The 24878-nt window shown below is 67.6% G+C and carries 22 protein-coding genes and 1 pseudogene; 16 read left to right on the plus strand and 7 right to left on the minus strand.

The annotated features are described in order from the left end of the window. The first annotated feature begins 80 nt into the window (after positions 1-80). Positions 81-1219, plus strand: a pseudogene (locus ALA01S_RS32060) (IS3 family transposase). Positions 1220-1262: 43 nt separating this feature from the next. On the opposite strand, the gene galE reads toward ALA01S_RS32060, so the two are convergent. The 3 genes from galE to ALA01S_RS20400 are packed head-to-tail and all read right to left on the minus strand — an operon-like array spanning position 1263 to position 5011. Continuing rightward, positions 1263-2303, minus strand: a complete 1041-nt coding sequence (galE, locus tag ALA01S_RS32065; RefSeq protein ID WP_084267764.1) for a UDP-glucose 4-epimerase GalE — start codon at positions 2301-2303, stop codon at positions 1263-1265. Beyond that, positions 2300-3517 carry a porin family protein gene (locus ALA01S_RS33260; protein ID WP_157119144.1) on the minus strand — a complete coding sequence of 406 codons (1218 nt, stop codon included), beginning with the start codon at positions 3515-3517 and terminating at the stop codon, positions 2300-2302. The genes galE and ALA01S_RS33260 overlap by 4 nt, the downstream gene beginning before the upstream one ends. A 24-nt stretch (positions 3518-3541) precedes the next feature. Next, the gene (locus ALA01S_RS20400; protein WP_238455874.1) at positions 3542-5011 is read right to left on the minus strand and encodes an undecaprenyl-phosphate glucose phosphotransferase; all 1470 of its coding nucleotides are present in this window, start codon (positions 5009-5011) and stop codon (positions 3542-3544) included. Positions 5012-5114: 103 nt separating this feature from the next. Between ALA01S_RS20400 and ALA01S_RS20405 the strand changes: the two genes are divergently transcribed. The 10 genes from ALA01S_RS20405 (at position 5115) to clsB (ending at position 14999) form a co-directional block, all read left to right on the plus strand. Then, the gene (locus tag ALA01S_RS20405) at positions 5115-5606 is read left to right on the plus strand and encodes a hypothetical protein (RefSeq protein WP_238455875.1); all 492 of its coding nucleotides are present in this window, start codon (positions 5115-5117) and stop codon (positions 5604-5606) included. Then, on the plus strand, positions 5603-7174 hold the full coding sequence (gene ubiB, locus ALA01S_RS20410; protein WP_066340267.1) for a ubiquinone biosynthesis regulatory protein kinase UbiB: 1572 nt from the start codon (positions 5603-5605) through the stop codon (positions 7172-7174). The genes ALA01S_RS20405 and ubiB overlap by 4 nt, the downstream gene beginning before the upstream one ends. Positions 7175-7360: 186 nt before the next feature. Then, positions 7361-8821 (plus strand): high affinity choline transporter 1, encoded by a 1461-nt coding sequence (locus tag ALA01S_RS20415; protein WP_066340270.1) that lies wholly within the window; start codon positions 7361-7363, stop codon positions 8819-8821. Positions 8822-8924: 103 nt separating this feature from the next. After that, complete coding sequence (locus tag ALA01S_RS32070) at positions 8925-9224, plus strand: FmdB family zinc ribbon protein (RefSeq protein ID WP_084267765.1); 300 nt, start codon at positions 8925-8927, stop codon at positions 9222-9224. A gap of 32 nt (positions 9225-9256) precedes the next feature. Next, a complete protein-coding gene (locus tag ALA01S_RS20425; RefSeq protein WP_084267766.1) occupies positions 9257-9931 on the plus strand; it encodes a DUF502 domain-containing protein in 675 nt (224 codons plus the stop codon). Positions 9932-10004: 73 nt separating this feature from the next. Then, positions 10005-11795 (plus strand): aspartate--tRNA ligase, encoded by a 1791-nt coding sequence (gene aspS / locus ALA01S_RS20430; protein ID WP_066340275.1) that lies wholly within the window; start codon positions 10005-10007, stop codon positions 11793-11795. Between the two features lie 114 nt (positions 11796-11909). Further along, on the plus strand, positions 11910-12170 hold the full coding sequence (locus tag ALA01S_RS20435; protein ID WP_066340278.1) for a hypothetical protein: 261 nt from the start codon (positions 11910-11912) through the stop codon (positions 12168-12170). A gap of 101 nt (positions 12171-12271) precedes the next feature. Next, the gene (gene nudB, locus ALA01S_RS20440; RefSeq protein WP_066340335.1) at positions 12272-12781 is read left to right on the plus strand and encodes a dihydroneopterin triphosphate diphosphatase; all 510 of its coding nucleotides are present in this window, start codon (positions 12272-12274) and stop codon (positions 12779-12781) included. A 3-nt stretch (positions 12782-12784) separates the two neighbouring features. After that, positions 12785-13591, plus strand: coding sequence for an endonuclease/exonuclease/phosphatase family protein (locus ALA01S_RS20445; RefSeq protein ID WP_066340281.1), 807 nt, complete (start codon positions 12785-12787; stop codon positions 13589-13591). A 67-nt stretch (positions 13592-13658) separates the two neighbouring features. Beyond that, a complete protein-coding gene (clsB, locus tag ALA01S_RS20450) occupies positions 13659-14999 on the plus strand; it encodes a cardiolipin synthase ClsB (protein WP_084267768.1) in 1341 nt (446 codons plus the stop codon). 23 nt (positions 15000-15022) lie between these two features. Here clsB and ALA01S_RS20455 read toward each other — a convergent pair whose 3' ends face one another. Next, positions 15023-15844, minus strand: a complete 822-nt coding sequence (locus ALA01S_RS20455; protein ID WP_066340285.1) for a S1 family peptidase — start codon at positions 15842-15844, stop codon at positions 15023-15025. Between the two features lie 50 nt (positions 15845-15894). After that, the gene (locus tag ALA01S_RS20460) at positions 15895-16278 is read right to left on the minus strand and encodes a DUF805 domain-containing protein (RefSeq protein WP_066340288.1); all 384 of its coding nucleotides are present in this window, start codon (positions 16276-16278) and stop codon (positions 15895-15897) included. A gap of 91 nt (positions 16279-16369) precedes the next feature. Between ALA01S_RS20460 and ALA01S_RS20465 the strand changes: the two genes are divergently transcribed. Next, positions 16370-17434 (plus strand): ligase-associated DNA damage response exonuclease, encoded by a 1065-nt coding sequence (locus tag ALA01S_RS20465; RefSeq protein ID WP_066340290.1) that lies wholly within the window; start codon positions 16370-16372, stop codon positions 17432-17434. 16 nt (positions 17435-17450) lie between these two features. Here the strand turns inward: ALA01S_RS20465 and ALA01S_RS20470 are convergent, their stop codons facing one another. Further along, positions 17451-20108, minus strand: coding sequence for a bifunctional acetate--CoA ligase family protein/GNAT family N-acetyltransferase (locus ALA01S_RS20470; protein ID WP_066340293.1), 2658 nt, complete (start codon positions 20106-20108; stop codon positions 17451-17453). Positions 20109-20299: 191 nt separating this feature from the next. Here ALA01S_RS20470 and ALA01S_RS20475 point away from each other — a divergent pair, with 191 nt between their 5' ends. Beyond that, entirely contained in the window at positions 20300-20782 is a 483-nt protein-coding gene (locus ALA01S_RS20475; RefSeq protein WP_066340296.1) for a universal stress protein, read from the plus strand. Then, positions 20775-22187 (plus strand): AMP-binding protein, encoded by a 1413-nt coding sequence (locus ALA01S_RS20480; RefSeq protein ID WP_238455876.1) that lies wholly within the window; start codon positions 20775-20777, stop codon positions 22185-22187. Before ALA01S_RS20475 ends, ALA01S_RS20480 begins: the two co-directional genes overlap by 8 nt. Before the next feature lie 81 nt (positions 22188-22268). Here the strand turns inward: ALA01S_RS20480 and ALA01S_RS20485 are convergent, their stop codons facing one another. After that, on the minus strand, positions 22269-23009 hold the full coding sequence (locus ALA01S_RS20485; RefSeq protein ID WP_084267770.1) for an esterase/lipase family protein: 741 nt from the start codon (positions 23007-23009) through the stop codon (positions 22269-22271). Between the two features lie 187 nt (positions 23010-23196). Between ALA01S_RS20485 and dcd the strand changes: the two genes are divergently transcribed. Both dcd and ypfJ read left to right on the plus strand, forming a co-directional pair. Further along, positions 23197-23766 carry a dCTP deaminase gene (dcd, locus tag ALA01S_RS20490; protein WP_066340302.1) on the plus strand — a complete coding sequence of 190 codons (570 nt, stop codon included), beginning with the start codon at positions 23197-23199 and terminating at the stop codon, positions 23764-23766. Positions 23767-23979: 213 nt separating this feature from the next. Then, positions 23980-24867 (plus strand): KPN_02809 family neutral zinc metallopeptidase, encoded by an 888-nt coding sequence (gene ypfJ / locus ALA01S_RS20495; protein ID WP_066340305.1) that lies wholly within the window; start codon positions 23980-23982, stop codon positions 24865-24867. The last annotated feature ends 11 nt before the right edge of the window (positions 24868-24878 follow it).

Here is a 24878-nt window from a genome sequence, read left to right on the forward strand (position 1 = left end):
TCCACGATCACGCGGAACACTGCCCGTGATCAGCCTAGAATGGGTGTCCGCGATCAGTGGAATGCGCACGCGACTACACGATGGCCTTCAAACTGGCCGTGGTGGAGCAGGTGGAAAAAGGCGAGCTGACCTACAAGCAGGCCCAAGCCAAGTACGGCATCCAGGGCCGCTCGACGGTGCTGAGCTGGCTGCGCCGCTATGGGTGCCTGGGCTGGGGCGTTGCGGCATCATCGGCGGCGATGCCCATAGACAAGTCACCCAAGCCGCTCACACCCGAGCAGCAGATCAAGGCGCTGCAAGTGCAGCTGGCTGAGGCCAACGAGAAGGCTCGGCTGTTTGAGGCCGTGCTCGACGTGCTCAAGAAGGACTACGGGGTGCGCGTCGTAAAAAAGCCTTCGGGCAAGTCCTCGCGCAAAAGCTCGTCCAAGGGCTGAGCGTGAGCAGGGCTTGCCGCTACATGGGCATGAGCCGCCAGGCGTTCTACCAGGCGCGCGCCAGGAACACGCAGCGCGAAGAACGCGCCCAGGCCGTGGTGCAGTTGGTGGAGCAGCAGCGCATGCGCCAGCCCCGGCTGGGTACGCGCAAGTTGCACCACCTGCTACGTGAGCCGCTGGCCCAGGCAGGCCATGCGTTGGGGCGCGATGCCATGTTCGACGTGCTGCGCAACGCGCGGCTGCTGGTGCCGCCGCGCCGGGCCTACCACAAGACCACCGACAGCCATCACCGCTTCCGGCGTCATCCCAACCTCGTCAAGGCCGGGCCGCAGCAGCTGTGTGTCACGGGCAGCGAGCGACTGTGGGTGGCCGACATCACGTACTTGCCCACAGCGGGCAAGTACGCCTACCTGAGTCTGGTGACCGACGCCTACTCGCGCAAGATCGTGGGCTGGCATGTGCACGAAAGCTTGCAAACCGAAGAAGTGGCGCAGGCGCTGAAGATGGCGCTGCGCGGCCGCCAGACGCAAACGCGCTGGCCGAGCGTGTCAACGGCATTCTCAAGACCGAGTTCCTGCTGCAGCGTCCGGCCGACGTGCAGCAGGCTGCGGCGCATGGTGGCCGAGTCGGTGCAGATCTACAACGACGAGCGGCCTCACCTGTCGCTGAAAATGCAAACGCCCAGTGCACCGGGCGTCCATGGCCGGGTAGCCCCGGCAACTTCAACCGTTCTGGGTGTCAACGCATTCCAGGACGGGTCAAGATATTCATCTGGCGGATTATGAGAATAAAAGTGGCGGCACTTCCATTAAAAGAGGCGCCGATGTTTCATTCAAATCCCTGGGGATTGCGTGACTGCCAACGCCAACTGTCTTCACACATTTTGTGCAAATCGAATCGAGTGCTCCAGTTCAGTGTGCGCTTCGCATGAAAAGGGTCCGCATAACAGGCCGCGACATCGCCTGGACGGCGTTTCACGATTTGATAAGGAATGTTGCGCTGGCTGGCCGCCTCATAAGCCTGAACCACTTCAAGCACGCTGTATCCGCGACCTGTGCCGAGATTGACCGTCAACGATTCAGATTGATTGAATAAATAATTCAGTGCAGCGACATGGCCTTCGGCCAAGTCCATGACGTGAATATAGTCTCGCATGCCAGTGCCGTCCGGCGTGTTGTAATCGTCTCCGAATATTTGTAGAAATGGCCGGCGACCGATGGCTACTTGAGCTACGTATGGCATGAGATTGTTGGGTGTGCCCCGCGGATCTTCGCCAATATCGCCACTTTCGTGAGCGCCTACAGGGTTGAAATATCGAAGGCAAGCGGTTTGCCAATCAGGGTTGGAGGCTTCTATATCTTTCAGTATTTGCTCACCCATGAGCTTTGTCTGTCCATAAGGATTGGTGGCTGAAAGATGTGCGTTCTCCGTGATAGGTAATTTGTCCGGAACGCCGTATACGGTGGCACTTGAACTGAACACGAAGCGCTTGCAGCCATGCCGCTGCATCGTGCGACATACGGAAACCAGTCCACCGATATTATTGGCGTAGTAATCTAGTGGTTTTTCGGTGGATTCGCCGACCGCCTTGAAGGCGGCGAAATGAATCAAGGCTTGGGGACGGTGCTGCTGGAACACGCGCTCCATTGCGGTGTCGTCGCAAATATCAGCCTGCTCAAAAACAATGGGTTGTGTGCCAAGGCGATCCAGTCTAGGCAAAACTTTTGGAGAGCTGTTGCTGAAGTTGTCCACGCCCACAACGCGATAGCCTGCAGCTTGCAGTGCAAGCCAGGTATGAGAGCCTATGTAGCCGGTTGCCCCAGTAAGAAGTACGGTGGGGCCCTCAGGGGGCTGGATATTTGTAGTCATTTCAAAAGGGCCTGAACGTAGCAGGAGGCCGTATTGGCCTTGAAAGGGAAACTTAGGTTGGAATCAGAGCTGCGGGTTTCTCGGCCAACGTTGCAGCCAAATGAAATGCTGTTGGTGGCCGCCCAGGCAACTCCCAAACTGGCTTGACGCGTCTTGTCATTGCCTCTGGTATCCAAAGCAGCCAGCGTTGGGTTGGTCAATGTACGGTCGCTATAGTGGTAATTGGCATTGACCGAAACCTTTGCAGTCGCCTTCCAAACAGCTTCCAATATCAATGAATTAGTAACGCGTGAGCCTGCAATCGTCAAATCGCTTGTGCCCGGATCAACAAGCCGTTCACTGTCATCCGCATCCCGCACCAGCGAAGTTGTGAATGCCAGTTTGCCTGTCGGCTCCCAATGCCAGCGCAGTAATCCTGTGACACCTGAAAAGTCCCGCTGTGCTGCAGCGTTGTCGTAACTGCGCTGCTCGTAACCAATGCGACCATCAATGCCGCTCACGCTGGAAGGCTTCCATTCGCCTGTGAACTCAATGGCGTGGCTGGTGTATTCAATGTCTGCGGAGGTATATTTTCCGCGTGCTTCCACCCAGGCTGTGCCCAGTGTCAGCAAATCGTTGCGGTGCCAGCGGGTGCCCACACGCACAGCATACCGCTTGTTGTTGCGAAATCTAAATGCGTCTGAGGAATAATCTGTGTCTCTGGTATTGAATGCACCAAATATCTGTAGATCATTGCGCAAATTGCCGCGCTGCACACTTGCATTGAAGGTGCGTTCACGCTTGATATTCAATTCTCTAAGTGCATCTTGGCCGAGACGTGGAATGCTGTAGGAGGCCAGTGCTCTTTCTGATCCGGCAGCGATAGAGCCAGAGTAATTCTCTATGGTTTCCCAGTCCAAACCGGCAGCAAGCTTGTGGCCGGTATTGTTCAGCTCACTCAAATCGTCAAAGCGCTGGCGGCGAAGTTCAAGGTTTGTATAAACCCGCTGCCGGCTGATGGGTTGATCGAATCCGGCAAGCAATGTGGCCGTCGTGAATGAATCCGATTGCGGATCTAAATATCCTGGTAATCGAAAAACATTGGAATCATGGCCGCGTGTCAATGAGGCTCCCAAATAATAGGGACTTGTTTCGGCCTGAGCGACAGTGGCAAAAACGGCAAGCGCGACGCAACTAAAGGCGCACGAGGGTGCGCGCAAGGTTCTTTTGATCAAAAGTAATTCTCCCGCGACAGCTTCTCAATAGGCGTTTCGATCGAAGAAAACCAGCCGCGCCGTGCGCACCATGATGTGCAAATCAAGGGCTAGCGACCAGTTGCGGAGGTACTCCAGATCGTATTCCACTCGGGCCTGCATCTTGTGCACCGTGTCGGTCTCGCCACGGTGGCCGTTGACCTGAGCCCACCCAGTGATGCCAGGCTTGACTTTGTGGCGAACCATGTATGCCTTGATCAGCTTGCGGTATTCCTCGTTATGGGCTACGGCATGTGGCCTTGGGCCAACGATGCTCATGCTGCCTTGCAACACATTGAAGAACTGCGGCAGCTCGTCCAGGGAGGTACGGCGCAAAAAAGCGCCGAAGCGGGTGATGCGAGGATCGCCCCGGGTCGCTTGCTTGACAACGCTGCCGTTATCCTGCGCAGTCATAGAGCGAAATTTGTAAACCAGAATTTCGCTGCCATCCAGTCCGTTGCGTCGTTGCTTAAAAATTACCGGGCCGGGCGAGCTGAGCTTGACGCCTATGGCAATGAGCAGCAGCAACGGCGAGATGAGCACTAGAACGACGGAAGCGATCACCAAATCGGAAATGCGCTTGGTGAGCTCGTTGGTTCCGGTGAAAGGCGTCTCGCAGATGCCGACCACGGGAATGCCGTTCATGTCTTGAAGCCGTCCCTGGATGATGCTGATGCCGAAGACGTCAGGCACGAAGAAGATGGAAGCGGTTGTACCCTGCAGCGATTCCAGCAACTCCACGATGCGTGGCTGTACTCCCAGCGGGAGTGTGATGTAGACCTCCTTGACGCCCTGCGCCCGGATGTAGGGCGCCACGTCCTGCAATGTGCCCAGCAGCCCGCTGGCCTCCTGGTGCACGCGGGCGTCATGGCGGTCGTCGAAATAGCCCACAAAGACGCTGCCTTGGTCGCTGCTCTCGCGCAGTGCCCGCGCGACCTTTACGCCCAGCAGTCCGCTGCCTACGACGACTGCCGGCCGGCGCAGAACCTCCTGTGCGGCGCGGCGGCGCAGTATGGTCTGTCCGGCAGCCACGCCCAGCCACAACAGCACCGGCGTGGTCACTGCCCAAGCCAGAAGTACCCGGCGGTTGAAGTAGCCCAGACTTTGCGTGGCGTAGCCGCAAAGCACTAGAGCCAACAGCAGCACGATCCAGCTATTAAAGATGTCCATGGCCGCGGCGGGCAATGGGTCCTTAAAGCGCTGACGGCCTGGAAATGTCAAGGCGAATACCAGCAAGCCGAGTGTGAGCGCAGGGCGCTCTATGGGTTGGCCGTACCAGCGCGTGGCCAGCAAAAACACCGCCACCGCAAGCGTGGGCTCCATGAAGGCAGCCACGAGCGAGGTGACGGATTGAGGCGCGCTGTAGAAGGTTCGTTTGTAGCTGCGATGGGCGATCATGGAATCCGGGTGACCCGTATTGGCTGCGGCACATGCATGCTCGCGCGCCAGCTCCTTACCCCTGTTGTTGAGAGCCATTCTCGACCTTGCGCCTGGCCTTACCGATCCGGTTCCCGTGGATGCGGGCGTTCAAACCTGGGTGCCTACAATGCCGCGCATGTTGCAAGCCCTGAATGCCCTGATGGCTCCTGCCCTGATGCAGCGGATCACGCTGCTCCTGAATCACGTGCTTGACAGCGAGCCCGTGGCGCGGCAGTTGCTGCGCCCGCGTGAAGGCGTGCTTGTGCAATTCCACTTAGAACGCTGGCCGGGCCTGTTGCCGCCGCCGCCCGTGCTGTGCTGGCGCATCACGCCTGCGGGGCTGCTGGAGTGGGAAGCGGCGCCGCCCGCGTCGGCCCAATTGCACGTGCGGGTAGACGCCGGCAACCCGGCGGCGCTGATGCTGCAGGCGCTGAGCGGCACGCAGCCGCCGCTGCAACTCGACGGCGATGCGGCGCTGGCTGCCGACATCAATTGGCTGCTGCAGAACCTGCGCTGGGACGTGGCGGCTGACTTGGAGCGCGTGCTCGGCGCCGCCGCGGCGCAGCAGCTCAGCGCATTGGGCGCGGCGCTGGCGCGTGGTCTGCGGCAGGCACTGGTCGGGGGCGCGGCGCGCTGGCGTGCCGGCTCATGAGGCAGTTCGCACGACTGCTCTACATCGCGTTCACCGTCCTGCGCTTTGGCCTGGACGACATCGCGCTGTCGCATTTCCGCCAGCGTTGGGTGCGCGCGCTGGCCGTGGTGGTGACGCTTGGGCGCCGCTTCGACGAGGCGCGTGGCGTGCGGCTGCGCCGCGCGCTGGAGCGGCTTGGGCCCATCTTCGTCAAATTTGGCCAAGTGCTGTCCACGCGGCGCGACCTGCTGCCGTTGGACATCGCCGACGAGCTCGCGCGGCTGCAGGACAACGTTCCGCCGTTTCCCGGCATGCAGGCCATCACGCTGGTAGAGCGCGCCTTTGGCCGGCGCATAGACGAAGTGTTCTCGCACTTCAGCCCCGAGCCGGTGGCCAGCGCCTCCATCGCGCAGGTGCACTTCGCCACGCTGCGCGACGGGCGTGAGGTGGCCGTGAAGGTGTTGCGCCCGGGCATGCTGTCCGTGATTGAGGACGATCTAGCCCTGCTGCATCGCTTCGCCCGCTGGATGGAGCGCACCAGCACCGACGCGCGCCGCCTCAAGCCGCGCGAAGTCGTGGCCGAGTTCGACATCTATCTGCACGACGAACTGGATCTCGTGCGCGAAGCCTCCAACGCCGCGCAGTTGCGCCGCAACATGGATGGGCTGGACCTCGTGATGGTCCCCGAGATGGTGTGGGATTTGTGTGCGCCGGGCGTGATCGTGATGGAGCGCATGCGCGGCACGCCCATCAGCCAGATCGGCAAGCTGCGCGAGGCGGGCGTGGACATTCCCAAGCTGGCGCGCGACGGCGTGACCATCTTCTTCACCCAGGTCTTTCGCGACGGCTTTTTCCACGCCGACATGCACCCCGGCAACATCCAGGTGAGCCTGGAGCCGGCCACGTTCGGCCGCTACATTGCGCTGGACTTCGGGATCATGGGCACGCTCACCGAGGTCGACAAGGAGTACCTGGCGCAGAACTTCATCGCCTTCTTCCGCCGCGACTACAAGCGCGTGGCGGAACTGCACCTGGAGTCGGGCTGGGTGCCGCCGGGCACGCGCATTGACTCGCTGGAGTCCGCCATCCGCGCCGTGTGCGAGCCGCACTTCGACCGCCCGCTCAAGGACATCTCGCTGGGCCAGGTGCTGCTGCGGCTGTTCCAGACCTCGCGCCGCTTCAACGTCGAGATACAGCCGCAACTGGTGCTGCTGCAAAAGACGCTGCTCAACGTCGAAGGCCTGGGCCGGCAGCTCGATCCGGAATTGGACCTGTGGGCCACGGCCAAGCCCTTCCTGGAGCGCTGGATGAACGAGCAGATCGGCTGGCGCGCGCTGGTGGACAAACTCAAACACGAGGCGCCGCATTACGCGCGGCTGCTGCCTGAAGTGCCGCGGTTGCTGCACCACGCGCTGCAGCGCTCGCCCGCCAAGTCCGACGATTCTCAAGTGCTCCTGGCTGCGCTGCTGGCCGAGCAAAAGCGCACCAACCGGTTGTTGCAGGGCCTACTGTGGGGCGCCCTGGGCTTTGCCTTGGGCGTTGGGCTGATGCGCATGGCACTGCGGCTGCACGTCCTCATGCCCATGTGAGCACCGGCGGGGTGCGCGGGAAGGGCGATTTGTGCCGGTTCCGCCATGCCCGGGTGCACGGCCCGCCGTGCGCGCAGGACTCCCCCCTTGCGATGCGGGGATAATGCGCGCCGCGTTCAGTGGCGGCGCAATTCGTGCTTTCCGCCGCGCACCTCCTCCCAGCCCCTTTTGCCCGCAGGCCGCGCCATGCTGCTGACCCTGGTCCTCGTGTATTTGCTGCTGACCATCGCCATCGGCCTGTGGGCTGCCAAGCGGGTCAAGACCACCTCCGACTTCGCCGTCGCCGGCCGGCACCTGCCGCTGGTGATGATCGTCACCACCACCTTTGCCACCTGGTTCGGCTCCGAAACGGTGCTGGGCATCCCGGCCAAGTTCGTGCAAGGCGGCCTGGGCGAAGTGGTGGAGGACCCGTTCGGCGCGGGCACCTGCCTGATCCTGGTAGGCATCTTCTTCGCCGCCAAGCTCTACCGCATGTCGCTGCTGACCATCAGCGACTACTACCGTGAGCGCTATGGCCGCGGCGTCGAGGTGGTGTGCTCGCTCATCATCATCGTGAGCTACCTGGGTTGGGTGTCGGCGCAGGTCACGGCGCTGGGCCTGGTGTTCAACCTGCTCTCCGGCGGCACCATCAGCCCGGCGGTGGGCATGGTGCTGGGAACGGCCTCCATCCTGGCCTACACGCTGTTCGGCGGCATGTGGTCGGTCGCGGTGACGGACTTCATCCAGATGATCATCCTGGTGGCCGGCCTGGCCATCATCGCCGTCTTCGCCGCCGACCAGGCCGGCGGCGCTGACAAGGTGATCGAGCTGGCCACCAGCAAGGATCTCTTCCGCTTCCTGCCCGAGCCCACGTTCACCGACGTCGTCTTCTTCATCGCCGCGGCCATCACGATGATGCTGGGCTCCATCCCGCAGCAGGACGTTTTCCAGCGCGTGATGTCGGCCAAGGACATCAACGCCGCCACCAAGGGCCCGGTCATTGGCGGCCTGTGCTACATCGCGTTCGCCTTCGTGCCCATGTTCTTGGTGACCAGCGCGCTGATCATCATGCCGGAGCAGGCCACCGAGCTCATCGAGCAGGATCCTCAGAAGGTGCTGCCCACGCTGGTGCTGGAGCACATGCCGTTCGTGATGCAGGTGCTGTTCTTCGGCGCGCTGCTGTCCGCGCTCAAGAGCACGGCCTCGGCCACGCTGCTGGCACCCTCGGTAACCTTCGTGGAGAACGTGTGGCGCCAGTTTTCCCCGCGCCAGAGCGACCGCCAGGAGCTGCGCACCATGCGCATCGCCGTGCTGGTGTTCAGCATGCTGGTGTGCACCTACGCCATCCTCTCCGAGGGCACGCCCATCTACGACATGGTCTCCGGCGCCTACCAGGTCACGCTCGTGGGCGCCTTCGTTCCGCTGGTGGCGGGCCTGTACTGGAAGCGGGCCACCACACAGGGCGCGATCTTCTCCATCGTGCTGGGCATCCTGACCTGGGCCATGTTCCTGGCCACGCCGGCCGGGGAGAGCTTCCCGGCGCAGTTGGCCGGCTTCCTGATGGGCGCGCTGGGCATGCTGGTGGGCTCGCTGGGCCCGCAGGCGCTCAAGAACCGCCATGGCTCGCACCACGCGCTGCGCGGTCTGGACAGCGGCTTGAAAGCCTGAAATGTGACCCTATTTGCAGCCGCGGGCGTGTCGCCTGGCCTCACCAACGGCGGCACCCCACCTCGGGCTTTATAATTTTTCGTTTTGCATCAAAGGCTTAGCCATGCCGATCTACGCTTATCGCTGTTCTGCCTGCGGTCACGCGAAGGACGTGCTGCAGAAGATGTCCGACCCCGTGCTGACCACGTGTCCCTCGTGCGGCGCCGAGGCCTTCAGCAAGCAGCTCACCGCCGCGGGCTTCCAGCTCAAGGGTTCGGGTTGGTACGTGACCGACTTCAAGGGCGGCAGCGGCGGCACGTCCGCGCCGGCCACCAAGCCCGCGGAATCGGCGGCGTCTTCCTCGTCGTCGTCCGACAGCGCCGCGCCCGCAGCCGGCTGCGGCGGCTCGTGCGCCTGCCACTGATGCACCGTGTTTCCCGGTAAAGGCGGCCGCGCGTGAAGAAGTACATCGTTGCCGGCCTGCTGGTGTGGATGCCGCTGGCCGTCACGGTCTGGGTGCTCCTGTGGGTGCTCAACCTGATGAACGGCGTGTTCGACTGGCTGCTGCTGGCCGCCTCCGCAGTGCTGCCGCTGTCGGCCCAGACCGGCCTGGACGAGCTGCGCAGGATTCCCGGCCTGAGCGTGCTCGTGATGGTCGCGGGCCTGCTGCTCACCGGCATGTTCGTGGCCAACGTCTTCGGCCAGTGGTGGCTGCGGCAGTGGGACCGGCTCATGGGCCGCATCCCCATCGTCAAGTCCATCTACAGCTCGGTCAAGCAGGTCTCGGACACGCTGTTCTCCAGCAACGGCAACGCTTTCCGCGAGGCCGTGCTGGTGCAGTACCCGCGCGCGGGCTCCTGGACCATCGCCTTCGTCACTGGCCGCCCCGGCGGCGAGGTGGCGACGCGGCTGGGCGGTGCCGAGCACCTGAGCCTTTACGTGCCCACCACGCCCAACCCGACCTCGGGCTTCTTCCTGATGGTGCCGCGCTCCGACGTGATGCCTTTGCAGATGAGCGTGGACGAGGCGCTCAAGTACATCATTTCCATGGGCGTCGTCGCCCCGCCCGCAACCGCGGCGGCTTCTCCTGCCGCCGCCGCGCCGCTGCCGCTGCGAAACCGCGCCGGCTGACAACGCGCCGGCGCTCTCCCCACACTGGCCGCCGGCCGCGGCGGCCTCATCGAACAAGTCCTGGAGCCAGACAATGAGAAGCAGCTACTGCGGCCGCGTCAGCGAAGCGCTGATGGGCCAGACCGTGACCCTGATGGGCTGGGCCCACCGCCGCCGTGACCATGGCGGCGTCATCTTCATCGACCTGCGCGACCGCGAAGGCGTGGTGCAGGTGGTGTGCGACCCCGACCGCCCCGAGATGTTCGCCACCGCCGAGAGCGTGCGCAACGAGTTCTGCCTCAAGGTCGTCGGCAAGGTGCGTGCGCGGCCCGCGGGCACGGAGAACGCCAACCTCGTCAGCGGCAAGATCGAGGTGCTCTGCCACGAGCTGGAAGTGCTCAACCCCAGCGTGACGCCCCCGTTCCAGCTCGACGAGGAAAACCTCTCCGAGACCACGCGCCTCACGCACCGCGTGCTGGACCTGCGCCGCCCCTACATGCAGAACAACCTGATGCTGCGCTACCGCGTGGCCATGGAAGTCCGCAAGTACCTCGACGAGCAAGGCTTCATCGACATCGAGACGCCGATGCTCACGAAGAGCACCCCCGAAGGTGCCCGTGACTATCTGGTGCCCAGCCGCGTGCACGACGGCCAGTTCTTCGCGCTGCCGCAGTCGCCCCAGCTGTTCAAGCAGCTGCTGATGGTCGCCGGCTACGACCGCTACTACCAGATCACCAAGTGCTTCCGCGACGAGGACCTGCGCGCCGACCGCCAGCCCGAATTCACGCAGATCGACTTGGAAACCAGTTTCCTGGGCGAGCAGGACATCCGTGACCTGACCGAAGGCATGATCCGCCACGTCTTCCGCAAGGCGCTGGACGTCGAGCTGGGCGACTACCCGGTCATGACTTACGCCGACGCCATGCGCCTGTACGGCTCGGACAAGCCCGACCTGCGCGTCAAGCTGGAGTTCACCGAGCTCACCGACGTGATGGCCGACGTGGACTTCAAGGTCTTCAGCACCCCGGCCACCACCAAGGGCGGCCGCGTGGTCGCGCTGCGCGTGCCCGGCGGCGGCGAGATGAGCCGCGGCGAGATCGACGGCTACACCGAGTTCGTCAAGATCTACGGCGCCAAGGGCCTGGCCTGGATCAAGGTCAACGACTTGGCCAAGGGCCGCGAAGGCCTGCAGTCGCCCATCGTCAAGAACCTGCACGACCGCGCCATCCAGCAAATCCTGGAGCGCACCGGCGCGCAGACGGGCGACCTGCTGTTCTTCGGTGCCGACAAGGCCAAGGTCGTCAACGACGCCATCGGCGCGCTGCGCGTGAAGATCGGCCACAGCGACTTCGGCCGCAACAAGGGCCTGTTCGAGGACCGTTGGGCGCCGTTGTGGGTCATCGACTTCCCCATGTTCGAGCACGACGAGGAAGACGACCGCTGGGTCGCCGTGCACCACCCGTTCACCGCCCCCAAGGACGGCCACGAGGACCTCATGGACACCGACCCCGGTGCCTGCGTCGCCAAGGCCTACGACATGGTGCTCAACGGCTGGGAGCTCGGCGGCGGCTCGGTGCGTATCCACCGCGCCGAAGTGCAGAGCAAGGTCTTCAGCGCCTTGAAGATCGGCCCCGAGGAAGCGCAGCTCAAGTTCGGCTTCCTGCTGGACGCGCTGCAGTACGGCGCACCCCCGCACGGCGGCCTGGCCTTCGGCCTGGACCGCCTGGTCACGCTCATGACCAAGGCCGAGTCCATTCGCGACGTCATCGCCTTCCCCAAGACGCAGCGTGCCCAGTGCCTGCTCACCGGCGCGCCCAGCAACGTCGACGAGAAGCAACTGCGCGAGCTGCACATCCGACTGCGCAATCCGGCCGCCACGGCTTGATCCAGCGCAAGGCTTGGGCCCGCCGGGCCCAAGCCGCGGGAGGCTGTGCAATAGCGCCGGCAAGGGGTTTGGCCTGGGGTTTACACTAGTAGGGTAAACACTAGGAAAAGCACCATGAAGACCGTTGTACTTGCCTTCACCCTGCTCGTCGTTGCCGCCGTGGCCCAAGCTGAAGGCACCACCCAAGCCGCTTCCACGCAAGCCACCGCCGTGCGTGCCAATGGCGAGCACCCCGCCGTGCTGGTCGCCCGCCAGTACCGCGAAGGCGCCATTGACGCCAACCGCTTCATCGTCGCGCCGCCGGCCAGCACCCGCTGGACCAGCGGCCCCGCGCTGGACAACACCGCCCCCGTGCAATCCGCCAGCGCGCGCTGATGCCGCTGCCGGCGCGGGCGCCTCGTGCCGCCCGCGCACCGGACCGTCGTTCTTGACCGTCCCCCCTTGGGAGCGCGCGCCGCGCCGCTATGCTCAGGCGCATGCCTGAAGTGATATCCCAGCGTCCCTACAAGATCCCCGAATCCGTGCTGGTGGTGATACACACCCCGGCCCTGGACGTCCTGCTCATGGAGCGGACCGACACGCCCGGCTTCTGGCAGAGCGTCACCGGTTCCAAGGACAGCGCGGACGAGCCCCTCATCACCACCTGCGTGCGCGAGGTGGCCGAGGAGACCGGCATCGATGTGCATGCCCCGGGCATCGGCCTTGCCGCGTTGCGCGACTGGGGGTTGCGCAACGTGTACGAGATCTATCCACGCTTCCTGCACCGCTACGCCAGCGGCGTGACGCACAACACCGAGCATGTGTTCGGACTGACCGTGCCCGCCGGCACGCCCGTGCGCCTGGCGCCGCGCGAGCACACCGCGCTGCGCTGGCTGCCCTGGCGCGAGGCCGCCGCGGCCTGCTACTCGCCCAGCAACGCCGAAGCCATCCTGCAGCTGCCGCGCTTTGCCGGCGTGGCCGGCGCGGTGCCCGGCAGCGGAGCCTGAGCCATGGTGCTCAACCGGCTGCAGTCCACCCAACTGCCCTCGGCGGAGAGCGATCCCACGCTGCTGCGCGTAGCCACCTACAACATCCACAAAGGCGTGCGCGGCATCGGCCCGCGCAAGCGGCTGGAGATCCACAACCTCGGCCTGGGCGTGGAGGCGCTGGACGCCGACATGGTCTTCCTGCAGGAGGTGCGCCTGTTCAACACCCGCGAAGCGCGGCTGTTCGACCGCAGCAAGTTCGGCTGGCCGGAACAGGGGCAGGCCCATTTCCTGGCTCCCGAGGGCTACGACGTCGCCTACCGCACCAACGCCGTGACCAAGCACGGCGAGCATGGCAACGCGCTGCTGTCGCGCTGGCCCATTGGCGACATCGGCCACTTCGACGTCAGCGACCACCGTTTCGAACAGCGCGGCCTGCTGCACGTGCCCGTGCAGTGGCAGGGCCGGACCATCCACGCCGTGGTCGCGCACTTTGGCCTCATACACGCCAGCCGCGTGCGCCAGGTGCAAAAGCTCGCCGAGTTCCTGGAGGCCAACGTGCCCGCCGACGAGCCGCTGGTGGTGGCGGGTGACTTCAACGACTGGGCCGAGAAGCTCGACCCGCCCATGTACGGCATAGGCCTGCAGCGCGCACGGCCCGCCGACGCCCGCAACCACTGCCCAACCTTCCCCTCGCTGGCGCCGGTGTTCGCGCTGGACCGCTTTTACCTGCGCGGCCTGCGCTGCCGCTCGACCCTCGTCCCGCGCGGCACGGCCTGGGCCCGCATGTCGGACCACCTGCCGCTGGTGGCCGAGCTCGAAGCGGCATGAGGGCGCGCGCGGGCCGGATTCGCCGTCACGCACACCGCCTGAGCGCCGGCGGGGCAGGGCCGTTTGCATGAGCGCCGGATCGCCCCCTTCCGGCCGGCGCAGCCGCCGCGCCAGGGGCGATGGCCCGCCCTACAACTCGGCGCTGCTGCACAACTGGTACGACCACCCGCGCGCGCTCTTTTGCGGCGGCAACGACGTGAAGCTGCTGCGCGGCGGCAACGAGCTTTTTCCGGCCATGTGCGAGGCCATCGCCGCCGCGCGCAGCGAAGTCTGGCTGGCCACCTACATCTTTCATGACGACGATGCCGGCCGCCTCGTGGCCGACGCGCTCATCGCCGCCGCGCTGCGCGGCGTGCGCGTGCGCGTGGTGGTGGACGGTTTCGGCAGCAAGGCCTCGCTGCCCGCGCTGTACCAGTGGTTCGCCGATGCGGGCGTCGAGCTGTCGGTGTTCCGTCCCGTACGCCGCTGGTGGTCGCTGCTGCAGCCGGGGCAGTTGCGGCGGCTGCACCAGAAGATTTGCGTGGTGGACCACGGGCTGGGCTTCGTCGGCGGCATCAACGTCATCGACGACTGCAACGACCTCAACCACGGCCACAGCGACCAGCCGCGGCTGGACTTCGCCGTGGCCGTGCGCGGCCCCGTGGTCGGCCCGGTGCAGCAGACCGTGAGCGCCATCTGGACGCGCGCCACCTTCGGCCACGACTGGCCTGAGGAGGTGAGGGCGCTGGCACGCAGCAGCGAGCCCGTCACCCGCGTGCGCGATCTGCTGCGGCGGCTGCGCATCACCCCGCCGCTGAAGAGCCAGCTCGCCTGCAGCGACGCCGACCGACCCATGCGCGCCGCCTTCGTGGTGCGCGACAACCTGCGCCAGCGCCGCGCCATAGAGCGCAGCTACATCGACGCGTTGCGCCGCGCGCGCACGCGCATCGACCTGGTCTCGCCCTACTTCTATCCCGGCCACATGTTCCGCCGCACGCTGCGCGACGCCGCGCGCCGCGGCGTGCAGGTGCGGCTGCTGCTGCAGGGCAAGCTGGACTACCGCATCGCCGGCCTGGCCGCGCAGGTGCTCTACGACGAGCTGCTGCGCCACGGCGTGCACATCCACGAGTACATGCCCGCCTTCCTGCACGCCAAGATCGCGCTGGTGGACGACGACTGGGCCACCGTGGGCAGCTCCAACATCGACCCGCTGTCGCTGCTGCTCAACCTGGAGGCCAACGTCATGGTGCGCGACCGCGACTTCACCCGCGAGCTGGCCGCCGAGTTCGACGCCGCCATCGCCGTCTCCCGCGAGGTACAGGCCGTGCACGTGCGCGGGCGCGGCTTCTGGGGCGCGCTGCGCCGCGGCTTCGTGGCCTGGGGGGCGCACGTCTACCTGCGCGTGGCGGGCATCACCGGGCGTTACTGAGGCGCCGGCCGCGCCGGGGCCGCTTACTGGGCCGGGGCGGGAGACGGCTGCGGGGCGCCGCCGGGCGCCGTGGCCGGCGCGCGGCGCAGCAGCTCCAGGGCATGGACGATGGGAATGGCGTAGCTGATGCCCGACGGCGCGGTGAGCGCGCTTTCACGCCCGGCCTTGAGGAACACCATGTTGAGCACCGCCACCACCTCGCCGCTGGCCGCGTCGTACACCGGGCTGCCGCTGTTGCCGGGGTAGGCCGTGGCGTCGAGCTGGTAGAGGTCGAAGGGCCCGTCGCGCAACTGGCGTATGGCCTGATTGCTGAGCTGCTGCGACGACGCCGTGGGCAGCACCGCCGGCGTGATGGCCGAGACGATGCCGCGGTGCGTCACCGGCGCGTAGCCCAGCGCGTCGCCTAGCGGAAAGCCCGTGAAGGCCACCTCCGTGCCCTCGGCCACTTCGCGCGCCGTGGACAGCGCCAGCGCCGGCAGCGGCGGGCCCTCGATGGCCAGCAGCGCCAGATCGTGAGCCCGGTCCAGCGCCAGCAAGGTGGCGCGGCGCGCGTCGGCGCCCCGGCCCCGCCCGCGCGGCAGGCCGATGGCCAGCGGCGCCGTCGCCTCGCTCGCCGCCGCCTCGGGCAGCACATGGGCGTTGGTCAGCACCCGGCGCCCGTCGCCCACGACGAAGCCCGTGCCCCGGAAGCCCAGCCGCGGGTTGTCCGTGTCCCGCCACGAGCCCACCACCACGATGGACGGTTTCACTTTGGGCACCACGGCCGAGAGCTGCGCGCGGGCCGGGGCCGGCGGCGCGGCCAGCAAGGCCAGGCAGGTCAGCAGGTGAAGGCGGCGGCGGGACATGGAAAGAGGAACGTTGAGAGCGCGGCAACCGCGGGCCGGGCCGCGGCGCGTCAGAGCCGCTCGCTGAGGTCTTCGCCGAAACGGTTGTTGCCGGACGTGCCGCGCAGCATGCCGTTCTCGATCAGCGTCCAGACCATGCCGATCACGGGCACGGCGTTGACCAGCACCCACCAGCCGGACTTGTCGCGGTCGTGCCAGCGCTTGACCGAGACGGCCAGCGCCGGCCAAGTCAGCAGCAGGTTGATGAGGTCGTCCGCCTTCTCCTCGCTCACGCCTGCCACGCGCAGCAGCGTGTGGCCCAGCAGCCCTGCGCCCAGCAGCCCAAGCACGCCGTACAGCCACCAGGTGCGCCGCGGAATGCGGCCCTGGAAGCTGAACAGGATTTGCTGCGGGCTCATAGGCTCGTCGGCGAGCCAGGAGGAAGACGGGGTCATGGTGCAGTGCAACGAAACGCAACTCATTGTCCCATGCGGGCACGCTCACAATGGACCGATGGAACACGTTGGCGCTTCCGCTGTCTCGCCGATGGCACAAGACACGCCCAAGGACCTGGTGGTCGAGCGCCCGCAAGGCCTGTACTGCCCGCCCGGCGACTTCTACATCGACCCCTGGCAGCCCGTGGAGCGGGCCGTCATCACCCATGCCCATGCCGACCACGCCCGCCGCGGCCACGGCCACTACCTGGCCAGCGCCGAGGGCGAAGGCGTGCTGCGCGCGCGCATGGGCGCCGACATAGACCTGCAGGCGCTGCCCTGGGGGCAGGTGGTGGAGCACCACGGCGTGCGCATCAGCCTGCACCCGGCCGGGCACGTGCTGGGCTCGGCGCAAATCCGCCTGGAGCACCAGGGGCAGGTCTGGGTGGTGTCGGGCGACTACTGGGCCAGCGGCCACGTGGACGAGGCCAACCCCACCTGCACGCCGTTCGAGCCCGTGCGCTGCCACTGCTTCATCACCGAGTCCACCTTCGGCCTGCCCATCTACCGCTGGCAGCCGCAGGCGGCGCTGTTTGCCGGCATCAACGCCTGGTGGGCGGAGAACGCCGCGGCGGGGCGCGCCAGCGTGCTCATGGGCTATGCCTTCGGCAAGGCGCAGCGGCTGCTGGCCGGGGTGGATGCATCCATCGGCCCCATCGTCGTCCACGGCGCGGTGGAGCCGCTCAATGCCGCCTACCGCGCCGCCGGCGTGGCGCTGCCGCCCACGCACCACGTCACGGCGCTGCCCAAGGAGGCTTTGAGACGGGCGCTGGTCGTGGCGCCGCCCTCGGTGGCCGGCTCGCCCTGGCTGCGGCGCTTCGGCGAGGCGAGCGACGCCTTTGCCAGCGGCTGGATGGCGCTGCGCGGCGCGCGCCGGCGCCGCGGCGTGGACCGCGGCTTCGTCCTCTCCGACCACGCAGACTGGCCGGGCCTGCAGCGCTGCATCGCCGCCACGGGGGCGCAGCGCGTCATCGTCACCCACGGCTACGAGGCCGTGATGGTGCGCTGGCTGCTGGAGCAGGGCTACGAGGCCGGCGCCTTCCGCACGGAGTACGGGGACGAGGCCATCGAAACCGAAGCGGCCGGACAGCAGGAAGGCCTCTCAGCGGAGGAGTGAGCGGCCGCCCCGCGCCTCATAGATCCATCCAGATCCGCCGCGTCCCGTCCGCCCTGTCCGGCGGGCCTTCTTTAAAACCCAGGCGCTTGCCCAGGCCGCGCATGGCGTCGTTTTCCTCCAGCACCACCGCCACCACGCGGCGCGTGCCCTGGCTGCGCAGGTAGGCGATGAGCTTTTCCATCAGCAGCAACCCCAGCCCGGTGTGCTTGAGGTCCGAGCGCACCAGCACGCCGAATTCGGCCTCGTCGTTGTCCGGGTCGGCCACGGCGCGGGCCACGCCCAGGGTGTGCTCGCCGCCCTCGGGGTTGGGCTCGGCGGCGATGAAGGCCATCTCGCGCGCGTAGTCGATCTGCGTGAGCCGCGCCAGCTCCGAGCGCTCGATGCTGCGGCGGCTGTAGAACACGCGCATGCGGATGTCCTCCGCGGACACGCGCGAGAGAAAGGCCAGGTGCTGCACCTCGTCCTCCGGCCGGATCGGCCGCAGCGTGATCTCCTTGCCTTGCCAGGCCACCGTCTCCACCAGTTGCGACGGGTAGGGGCGGATCGCGAAATTCGCCTCGCCGGCCGGGCAGGCGGCGCTGGCGCGGATGCGCGCATCCAGCGCCACCACGCCCGCCGGGCTGGCGATGAGCGGGTTGATGTCCAGCTCCGCGATCTCCGGCACGTCCGCCAGCAGTTGCGACACCGTCACCAGCACGCCGTAGAGCGCCTGATGGTCCACGGCCGAGGTGTCGCGCCAGGCGCCCAGGAGTTTTGACACCCGCGTGCGCCCAACCAGCGAGCGCGCCAGCGGCTCGTTGAGCGGCGGCAGGCCCACGGCGCGGTCGGCCAGCACCTCCACCGCCGTGCCGCCGTGGCCGAACAGCACCACCGGGCCGAACATCGGGTCTATCGTGGTGCCCACGATCAGCTCGCGCCCGTGCGAGAGCTTGACCATCTGCTGCACCGAAAAGCCCAGGAGGGTCGCGTCCGGCCGCCGCGTGCGCACGCGCTGCAGCATGGCGGCGGCGGCCTCGCGCACCTCCTCGGCCGTGTCCAGGTTGAGCACCACGCCGCCCACGTCGGACTTGTGCGAGATCTGCAGCGACAGGATTTTCAAGACCACCGGGAAGCCGATGCGCTGCGCCGCTTCGGCCGCCGCCTCCGGGTCCGGCGCCGTGCTGGTCGTGGCCGCCACCGGAATGCCGCAGGCCGTCAGCACCGCCTTGGCTTCGGGCTCCGTCAGCATCTCGCGCCCGGCGGCCAGCGCCTGGCGCACCAGGGCGCGGGCACGCGCCGTGTCCACGGCCGGCAGCGGGCACAGCGTGGTGGGCGCCTCCATGAGCTGCGCCTGGTTGCGCGCGTAGTCCACGCCCAGCGCGAAGGCGCGCACGGCCTGCTCCGGCGTGTCGAAGCTGGGCAGTCCCGCGTCGTGGAAGGCCTGGCGCGCCTCGGCCACGCCCGCCTGGCCCATCCAGCAGCTCAGCAGCCGCGGCGGCATGCGCTTGAGCAGCGGCACCAGCGCGTGCGCGATCTCGGCGCTGGGGACGATGGCCGTGGGGGCGTGTATGAACAGCACCGCCGGCTGCGCCGGGTCCGCGGCCAGCGCCTCCAGCGTGGCCACGTAGCGCTCCACGGGCGCGTCGCCGATCAGGTCCACCGGGTTGCCGTGCGACCAGTTGGCGGGCAGGTGCTCATCGAGCCGCGCCATCGTCTGGCCGGCCAGGGTGCAGAGCTTGACGCCCGCGTCGGCCGCGGCGTCGGCCGCCATCACACCGGCGCCGCCGCCGTTGGTGACGATGACGAGCTCCTCGCCGCGCCGCCCGCGAAAGCGCGAGAGCGTCTCCGCGGCGATGAACAGCTCCTGCAGCGTGCTCACCCGCAGCATGCCGGCGCGGGCGATGGCCGCGTCGAACACCAGGTCCGAGCCCGCGAGCGCCCCCGTGTGCGAGGCCGCGGCCGCCTGCCCCGCGCTGGAGCGCCCGGCTTTCACCACGATCACCGGCTTGTTGCGCGCCGCCGCGCGCGCGGCGGACATGAACTTGCGCGGCGCGCTCACCGATTCGATGTAGAGCAGGATGGCGCGCGTGTGGGGGTCGCTGGCCAGGAAGTCCAGCATGTCGCCGAAGTCCACGTCCGCGCCTTCGCCCAGCGAGACGAAGTGCGAGAAGCCGATGCCGTTGGCCCGCGACCAGTCCAGCATGGCCGTCATCAGCGCGCCGGACTGCGACACCAGCGCCAGCTCGCCGGGCAGCGCGTCCACGTGCGCGAAGCTGGCGTTCAGGCCCAGCCGCGGCGTCAGCAGCCCAATGCAGTTGGGCCCCAGGATGCGCATGAGGTAGGGCCGCGCGGCGTCCAGCATGTCCTGACGCTGCGCCGCGCTGAGCCCGGCCGTCATCACCACCGCGGCGCGCGTGCCCGCGCGGCCGAGCTCGCTGATCAGCTTGGGCACGGTGGCCGGCGGCGTGCAGATGACGGCCAGGTCCGGCGGCTGCGGCAGCTCGGCCACGTGCGCCACCGCGCGCTGGCCGTCGAGCTCGCGCCGGCGCAGGTTCACGGCGTACACCGGCCCCTCGAAGTGGCCGGCGCGCAGGTTGCGCCACACCGTGGCGCCGACGCTGCGCGGCCGGTCGGACGCACCGATCACGGCCACCGAGGCCGGCTCGAACAGAAAGTCCAGGTTGCGGATACTCATGGGTTTTTATGTTGGGTCGGCGGGCGTGAAGGTTCCCTTGGCCAGCGTGCCCGGTCGCCACTGCCGTGGCGCTTGAGCCAGATCAACGCCCCCGGCTTTGAGGGCTTGGCGCTTCGGGTCTAAAGTGACCTGGGGGCCGTGCGTGCCAAGGCGCGGCCGGCCCGCCGACAACGAAGGAAAGGAGACGGTCGATGAAAATCCTGCTGCCCGTGGACGGCTCGGCCCTGGCATTGGACGCCGTGCAGCACGCGCTGCGCCTGGCGCGTGAAGGTCTGCGTGCCAGCTTCGTGCTGGCCAACGTGCAGGAGCCCACGACCCTCTACGAAATGATGACGGTGCACGACGCCGAGGCCCTGCGCCGCATGGCCGAGGGCGCCGCCGCCCACGCGCTGGAGCCGGCGCAAGCGCTGCTGCAGAACGCGGGCGTGGAGTACGAGGTGGTGGTGGGCCATGGCGACGCGGCGCACACGCTGCTGGACCTGGCCGAGGAGCAGCAGTGCGAGGCCATCGTGATGAGCGCGCGCGGCGTGGGCGGCTTCGCCGCCACGCTGGGCTCGGTCTCGCGCACCGTGCTGCACGACGGCACGCTGCCCGTGACCATCGTCCGCCACGCCGAACCCGAAGCTGTTGAAGGAGACGACTTGCAAGACGACCTGGAGGCCGCCGGTGGCTGATTCCGCAATGGGTGGCGGCGCGCCGATGTTCGACCTGCTGCGCGCCGGCGCCACCGCCTGGGACGTGGTCAGCGGCTCGCGCGCCGATGCCGCCATGCTGGCGCAGCGCCAGCGCCAGCACCTGGCCGAGCTGCTGCGTTCGGCCCAAGCGCATTCCCCCTGGTACGCCAGCCAGTTGCCCGCCGACGCGGCGCGGCTGCCGCTCACGGCGCTGCCCGTCCAGCGCCGCCGCGAGCTGATGCGCCATTTCAACGACTGGGTCTGCGACCGCCAGGTGCGCCGCGCCGACGTGGACGCCTTCGTCCACGACGCCGGCCGCATGGCCCAGCCCTTCATGGGCCGCTACACCATCTGGGAAAGCTCGGGCACCAGCGGCGAGCCCGGCATCTTTTTGCAGGACGCCTCCGCCATGGCCGTGTACGACTCGCTGGAGTCGCTGCGCTACGGCAACGCCTCGCCCTCCTGGACCTGGCCCATGCCGCTGGGCTTGGGCGAGCGCATCGCCTTCGTCGGCGCCACGGACGGCCACTTCGCCTCCTGCGTGAGCGTGCAGCGGCTGCGCCAGCGCCACCCCTGGATGACGCCCAACCTGCAGGTCTTCTCCATCCTGCAGCCGGTGGACACGCTGGTGCGCGCGCTCAACGAATGGCGGCCCAGCATCATCGCCACCTATCCCACCGCCGCGGCGCTGCTGGCCGAGCAGGCGCAGACCGGCGCGCTGCGCATCGCCCCGCGCGAGATCTGGACCGGCGGCGAGACCCTGGAGCCCGCGCTGCGCCGCCACGTGCAGCAGGTGTTCGACTGCCGCATGCGCAACAGCTACGGCGCCTCGGAGTTCCTGGCCATGGGCTGGGAGTGCGAGCACGGCGCCATGCACCTCAACAGCGACTGGGTGATCCTGGAGCCCGTGGACGACGACTACCGGCCCGTGCCGCCGGGCCAGCAATCCACCCGCGTGCTGCTGACCAACCTGGCCAACAAGGTGCAGCCGCTCATCCGCTACGAGCTGGAAGACCAGATCACCTTCAGCCCGCACCCCTGCGCCTGCGGCAGCGCGCTGCCCGTGATCCACATCGACGGCCGCGGCGACGACCTGCTGCGCATGGACGCCCGCACCGGCGGCACCGTGCTGCTGCTGCCGCTGGCGCTGTCCACGGTGATGGAGGAGCACGCCCGCGTCTACGACTTCCAGCTTCGCCAGTGCGACGGCCGCACCCTGGCGCTGCGCCTGGGCCAGCCCACGCACGAGGCCGCCGACGCGCTGCGCCGCTGCCGCCAGGCGCTCCAGCAGTTCGGCGAGGCCCAGGGCCTGGCGCCCATCAAGCTGCTGGACGAAACCACGCTGCCCATGGTGCGCAGCCGCAGCGGCAAGCTGCGCCGCGTGCTGGCCTGCGAGGCGGGCTGAAAAAGCCCGGCTAGCGGCGGGTCAGGGGAAGGCTGAAGGGCCGGCTGGCCGGCTGGAGGCCTGGTTGAGCGGCCGGCCGGGTCAGCTTGGCTGCTGCGCCTGCGCGTAGGGCTGCCAGCCGTCCTCGGGTTGCGCCAGCCGGTCGGCCACCACGGCCCAGACCTGCGGATGCCACACCAGGCCCACGTGGCTGGCCTGCACCTCCACGTTTTCCGCGTTCGGCCCGGGGGCCTCGCAGCAGGCCTGCCAGGCCACCACGCCGTCGCTGCGGCTGTAAATGGACGTCGTGGGCACGGGCGGCGTCAGGGCCAGGCGGGCCAGCAGCGCGGCGTCCAGGGCCGGCATGCGGCCACTGAGCATCTGCAGCAGCACGCCGACGTTGGTGTGCTCGCAGCGGCCCGCGAAGGGCGTGCCCAGCGTGATCACCTGGCGGACGAGCTCGGGGCGGCGCCGCGCGATCTCGCGTGCGTAGATGCCGCCCAAGCTCCAGCCGATGAGGCTGACGCGCCGGCCCCGTTGCGCCACCGTGGCGGCCACGCCCTCGGTGAGCAGGTCCAGCCAGCCTTCCATGTCGCCGCGCGGGCCGGTGTTGCAGCCGCGGCCCCAGTCGCAGGCCTCGTAGCCCAGGTCGCTGCAGCAGCGGCGCAGCGGCTCCATGGCCAGCGCGTCGGCGCCCAGGCCCGGGAACAGCACCACCGGGTGGCCGTCGCCCGTGGGCAGCCGGCTGCGGTCCATGAAACCGGCGCTGACGTACTCCAGCATCGCGCGCATGGGCTCCAGCCCCATGAGGGCCAGGGGCGGGGCCTTGTAGGCATGGCTCATCGTTGGCATGTGCAAACCCGAAAACCGTTGATGGCTTTCGTAAGGCAAGGCCGGGTCCCGCGGCGCACCGGATTGAGGCCCGTCAGCTTGTCGGCGGGTTCCTACAGGGTCCAAGCCACCGGATGCGGCGGACGGCTGACGCGGCGCTGTCAAAATCTCGGCCAGACCGTTCACCGGAAAAAAAGACATGAGCATCAAGAGCGACAAGTGGATTCGGCGCATGGCGCAGGAGCACGGCATGATCGAGCCGTTTGAGCCCGGCCAAGTGCGCCAGTCCGCCGACGGCCACAAGATCGTGAGCTATGGCACGAGCAGCTACGGCTACGACATCCGTTGCGCGCGCGAATTCAAGATCTTCACCAACGTGCACTCCACGGTGGTGGACCCGAAGAACTTCGACGAGAAGAGCTTCGTGGACTTCGAGGGCGACGTCTGCATCATCCCGCCCAACAGCTTCGCGCTGGCGCGGACCATGGAGTACTTCCGCATCCCGCGCAACGTGCTGACCATCTGCCTGGGCAAGAGCACGTATGCGCGTTGCGGGATCATCGTCAACGTCACGCCCTTCGAGCCGGAATGGGAGGGCTACGTGACGCTGGAGTTTTCCAACACCACGCCGCTGCCGGCCAAGATTTACGCGGGCGAGGGCTGCGCGCAGGTGCTGTTCTTCGAAAGCGACGAGGTCTGCGAGACCAGCTACCGCGACCGCGGCGGCAAGTACCAGGGCCAGCGCGGCGTGACGCTGCCCAAGACCTGACCGGCCCCTGGGCTGACTTCCCCGGCGCGCCGCGCGGCGCGCCTTTCCTTCCCCCATTGACCTTGCGAGGACCATGTTCACGCCGCTGGATGTCCACGGCGCGCCGCCGCATGAGCCCATGACGGCCGCGCGCATGCCGATTGCTGCACCCGCAGCACACAAGCAGGGCGGCCCGCGCCGCCCTGGTATTTCAGTCTCAGCCAGGGGGCGCGCATGAGGTGGCAGGGGCAGCGCGAGAGCGACAACGTCGAGGATGTACGCAGCGATTCCGGCGGCGGCACGGGCGGCGGTTTTGGCGGCCTGCCCATAGGCGGGCGCGGCCTGAGCCTGGGCGGCGTCGTGGTGGCGCTCATCGCGGGCTGGATCTTCGGCATCAACCCGCTGGCGCTGCTGGGCCTCATGGACGGCGGCGGCCCGGCGCCACAGGCGCAGCGCGAGGTGGCGCCCTCGCACCCGACGGACGAGCGCGCGCGCTTTGCCTCCGTGGTGCTGGCCGATACCGAGGACGTGTGGGGTGCCATCATGGGCCGCTCCCAGCGCCGCTACGAGCCGCCGCGCATGGTGCTGTTCCGCGGCCGCACGCAGACCGCCTGCGGCCAGGGCGAGGCCGCGGCCGGGCCCTTCTACTGCCCGGCCGACCGCAAGGTCTACATCGACCTGAGCTTCTTTGACGTGCTCTCGCAGCGCCTGGGCGCGCCGGGCGACTTCGCGCAGGCCTACGTGATCGCGCACGAGGTGGGCCACCACATGCAGACCGAGCTGGGCCTCACGCAGCGCGTGGACGCGCAGCGCCAGCGCCTGGGGCAGGCCCAGGCCAACGCGCTGTCGGTGCGGCTGGAATTGCAGGCCGACTGTTTTGCCGGCGTGTGGGCGCACCACTCGCAGAAGGGCAAGAACTGGCTGGAGGCGGGTGACATCGAGGAGGCGCTCAACGCCGCGTCGCAAATTGGCGACGACACGCTGCAGCGCCGCAGCCGCGGCACCGTGGTGCCCGAGAGTTTTACGCACGGCAGCAGCGCGCAGCGCGTGATGTGGTTCAAGCGCGGCCTGCAGACGGGCCAGCCCGCCCAGTGCAACACCTTCGAAACCGCCGGCTCCTGAAGGCTCAACCC

The sequence above is a fragment of the Azohydromonas lata NBRC 102462 genome (assembly GCF_001571085.1).
GTDB classification, from domain to species: Bacteria; Pseudomonadota; Gammaproteobacteria; order Burkholderiales; family Burkholderiaceae_C; genus Azohydromonas; species Azohydromonas lata.

Coding starts and splice junctions, on each gene's coding strand:
- galE (WP_084267764.1), bottom strand. CDS start 2,303: ATGACTACAAATATCCAGCCCCCTGAGGGCCCCACCGTACTTCTTACT.
- ALA01S_RS20400 (WP_238455874.1), bottom strand. CDS start 5,011: ATGGCTCTCAACAACAGGGGTAAGGAGCTGGCGCGCGAGCATGCATGT.
- ALA01S_RS20405 (WP_238455875.1), top strand. CDS start 5,115: ATGGCTCCTGCCCTGATGCAGCGGATCACGCTGCTCCTGAATCACGTG.
- ubiB (WP_066340267.1), top strand. CDS start 5,603: ATGAGGCAGTTCGCACGACTGCTCTACATCGCGTTCACCGTCCTGCGC.
- ALA01S_RS20415 (WP_066340270.1), top strand. CDS start 7,361: ATGCTGCTGACCCTGGTCCTCGTGTATTTGCTGCTGACCATCGCCATC.
- ALA01S_RS32070 (WP_084267765.1), top strand. CDS start 8,925: ATGCCGATCTACGCTTATCGCTGTTCTGCCTGCGGTCACGCGAAGGAC.
- aspS (WP_066340275.1), top strand. CDS start 10,005: ATGAGAAGCAGCTACTGCGGCCGCGTCAGCGAAGCGCTGATGGGCCAG.
- ALA01S_RS20435 (WP_066340278.1), top strand. CDS start 11,910: ATGAAGACCGTTGTACTTGCCTTCACCCTGCTCGTCGTTGCCGCCGTG.
- nudB (WP_066340335.1), top strand. CDS start 12,272: ATGCCTGAAGTGATATCCCAGCGTCCCTACAAGATCCCCGAATCCGTG.
- ALA01S_RS20445 (WP_066340281.1), top strand. CDS start 12,785: ATGGTGCTCAACCGGCTGCAGTCCACCCAACTGCCCTCGGCGGAGAGC.
- clsB (WP_084267768.1), top strand. CDS start 13,659: ATGAGCGCCGGATCGCCCCCTTCCGGCCGGCGCAGCCGCCGCGCCAGG.
- ALA01S_RS20455 (WP_066340285.1), bottom strand. CDS start 15,844: ATGTCCCGCCGCCGCCTTCACCTGCTGACCTGCCTGGCCTTGCTGGCC.
- ALA01S_RS20460 (WP_066340288.1), bottom strand. CDS start 16,278: ATGACCCCGTCTTCCTCCTGGCTCGCCGACGAGCCTATGAGCCCGCAG.
- ALA01S_RS20465 (WP_066340290.1), top strand. CDS start 16,370: ATGGCACAAGACACGCCCAAGGACCTGGTGGTCGAGCGCCCGCAAGGC.
- ALA01S_RS20470 (WP_066340293.1), bottom strand. CDS start 20,108: ATGAGTATCCGCAACCTGGACTTTCTGTTCGAGCCGGCCTCGGTGGCC.
- ALA01S_RS20475 (WP_066340296.1), top strand. CDS start 20,300: ATGAAAATCCTGCTGCCCGTGGACGGCTCGGCCCTGGCATTGGACGCC.
- ALA01S_RS20485 (WP_084267770.1), bottom strand. CDS start 23,009: ATGAGCCATGCCTACAAGGCCCCGCCCCTGGCCCTCATGGGGCTGGAG.
- dcd (WP_066340302.1), top strand. CDS start 23,197: ATGAGCATCAAGAGCGACAAGTGGATTCGGCGCATGGCGCAGGAGCAC.
- ypfJ (WP_066340305.1), top strand. CDS start 23,980: ATGAGGTGGCAGGGGCAGCGCGAGAGCGACAACGTCGAGGATGTACGC.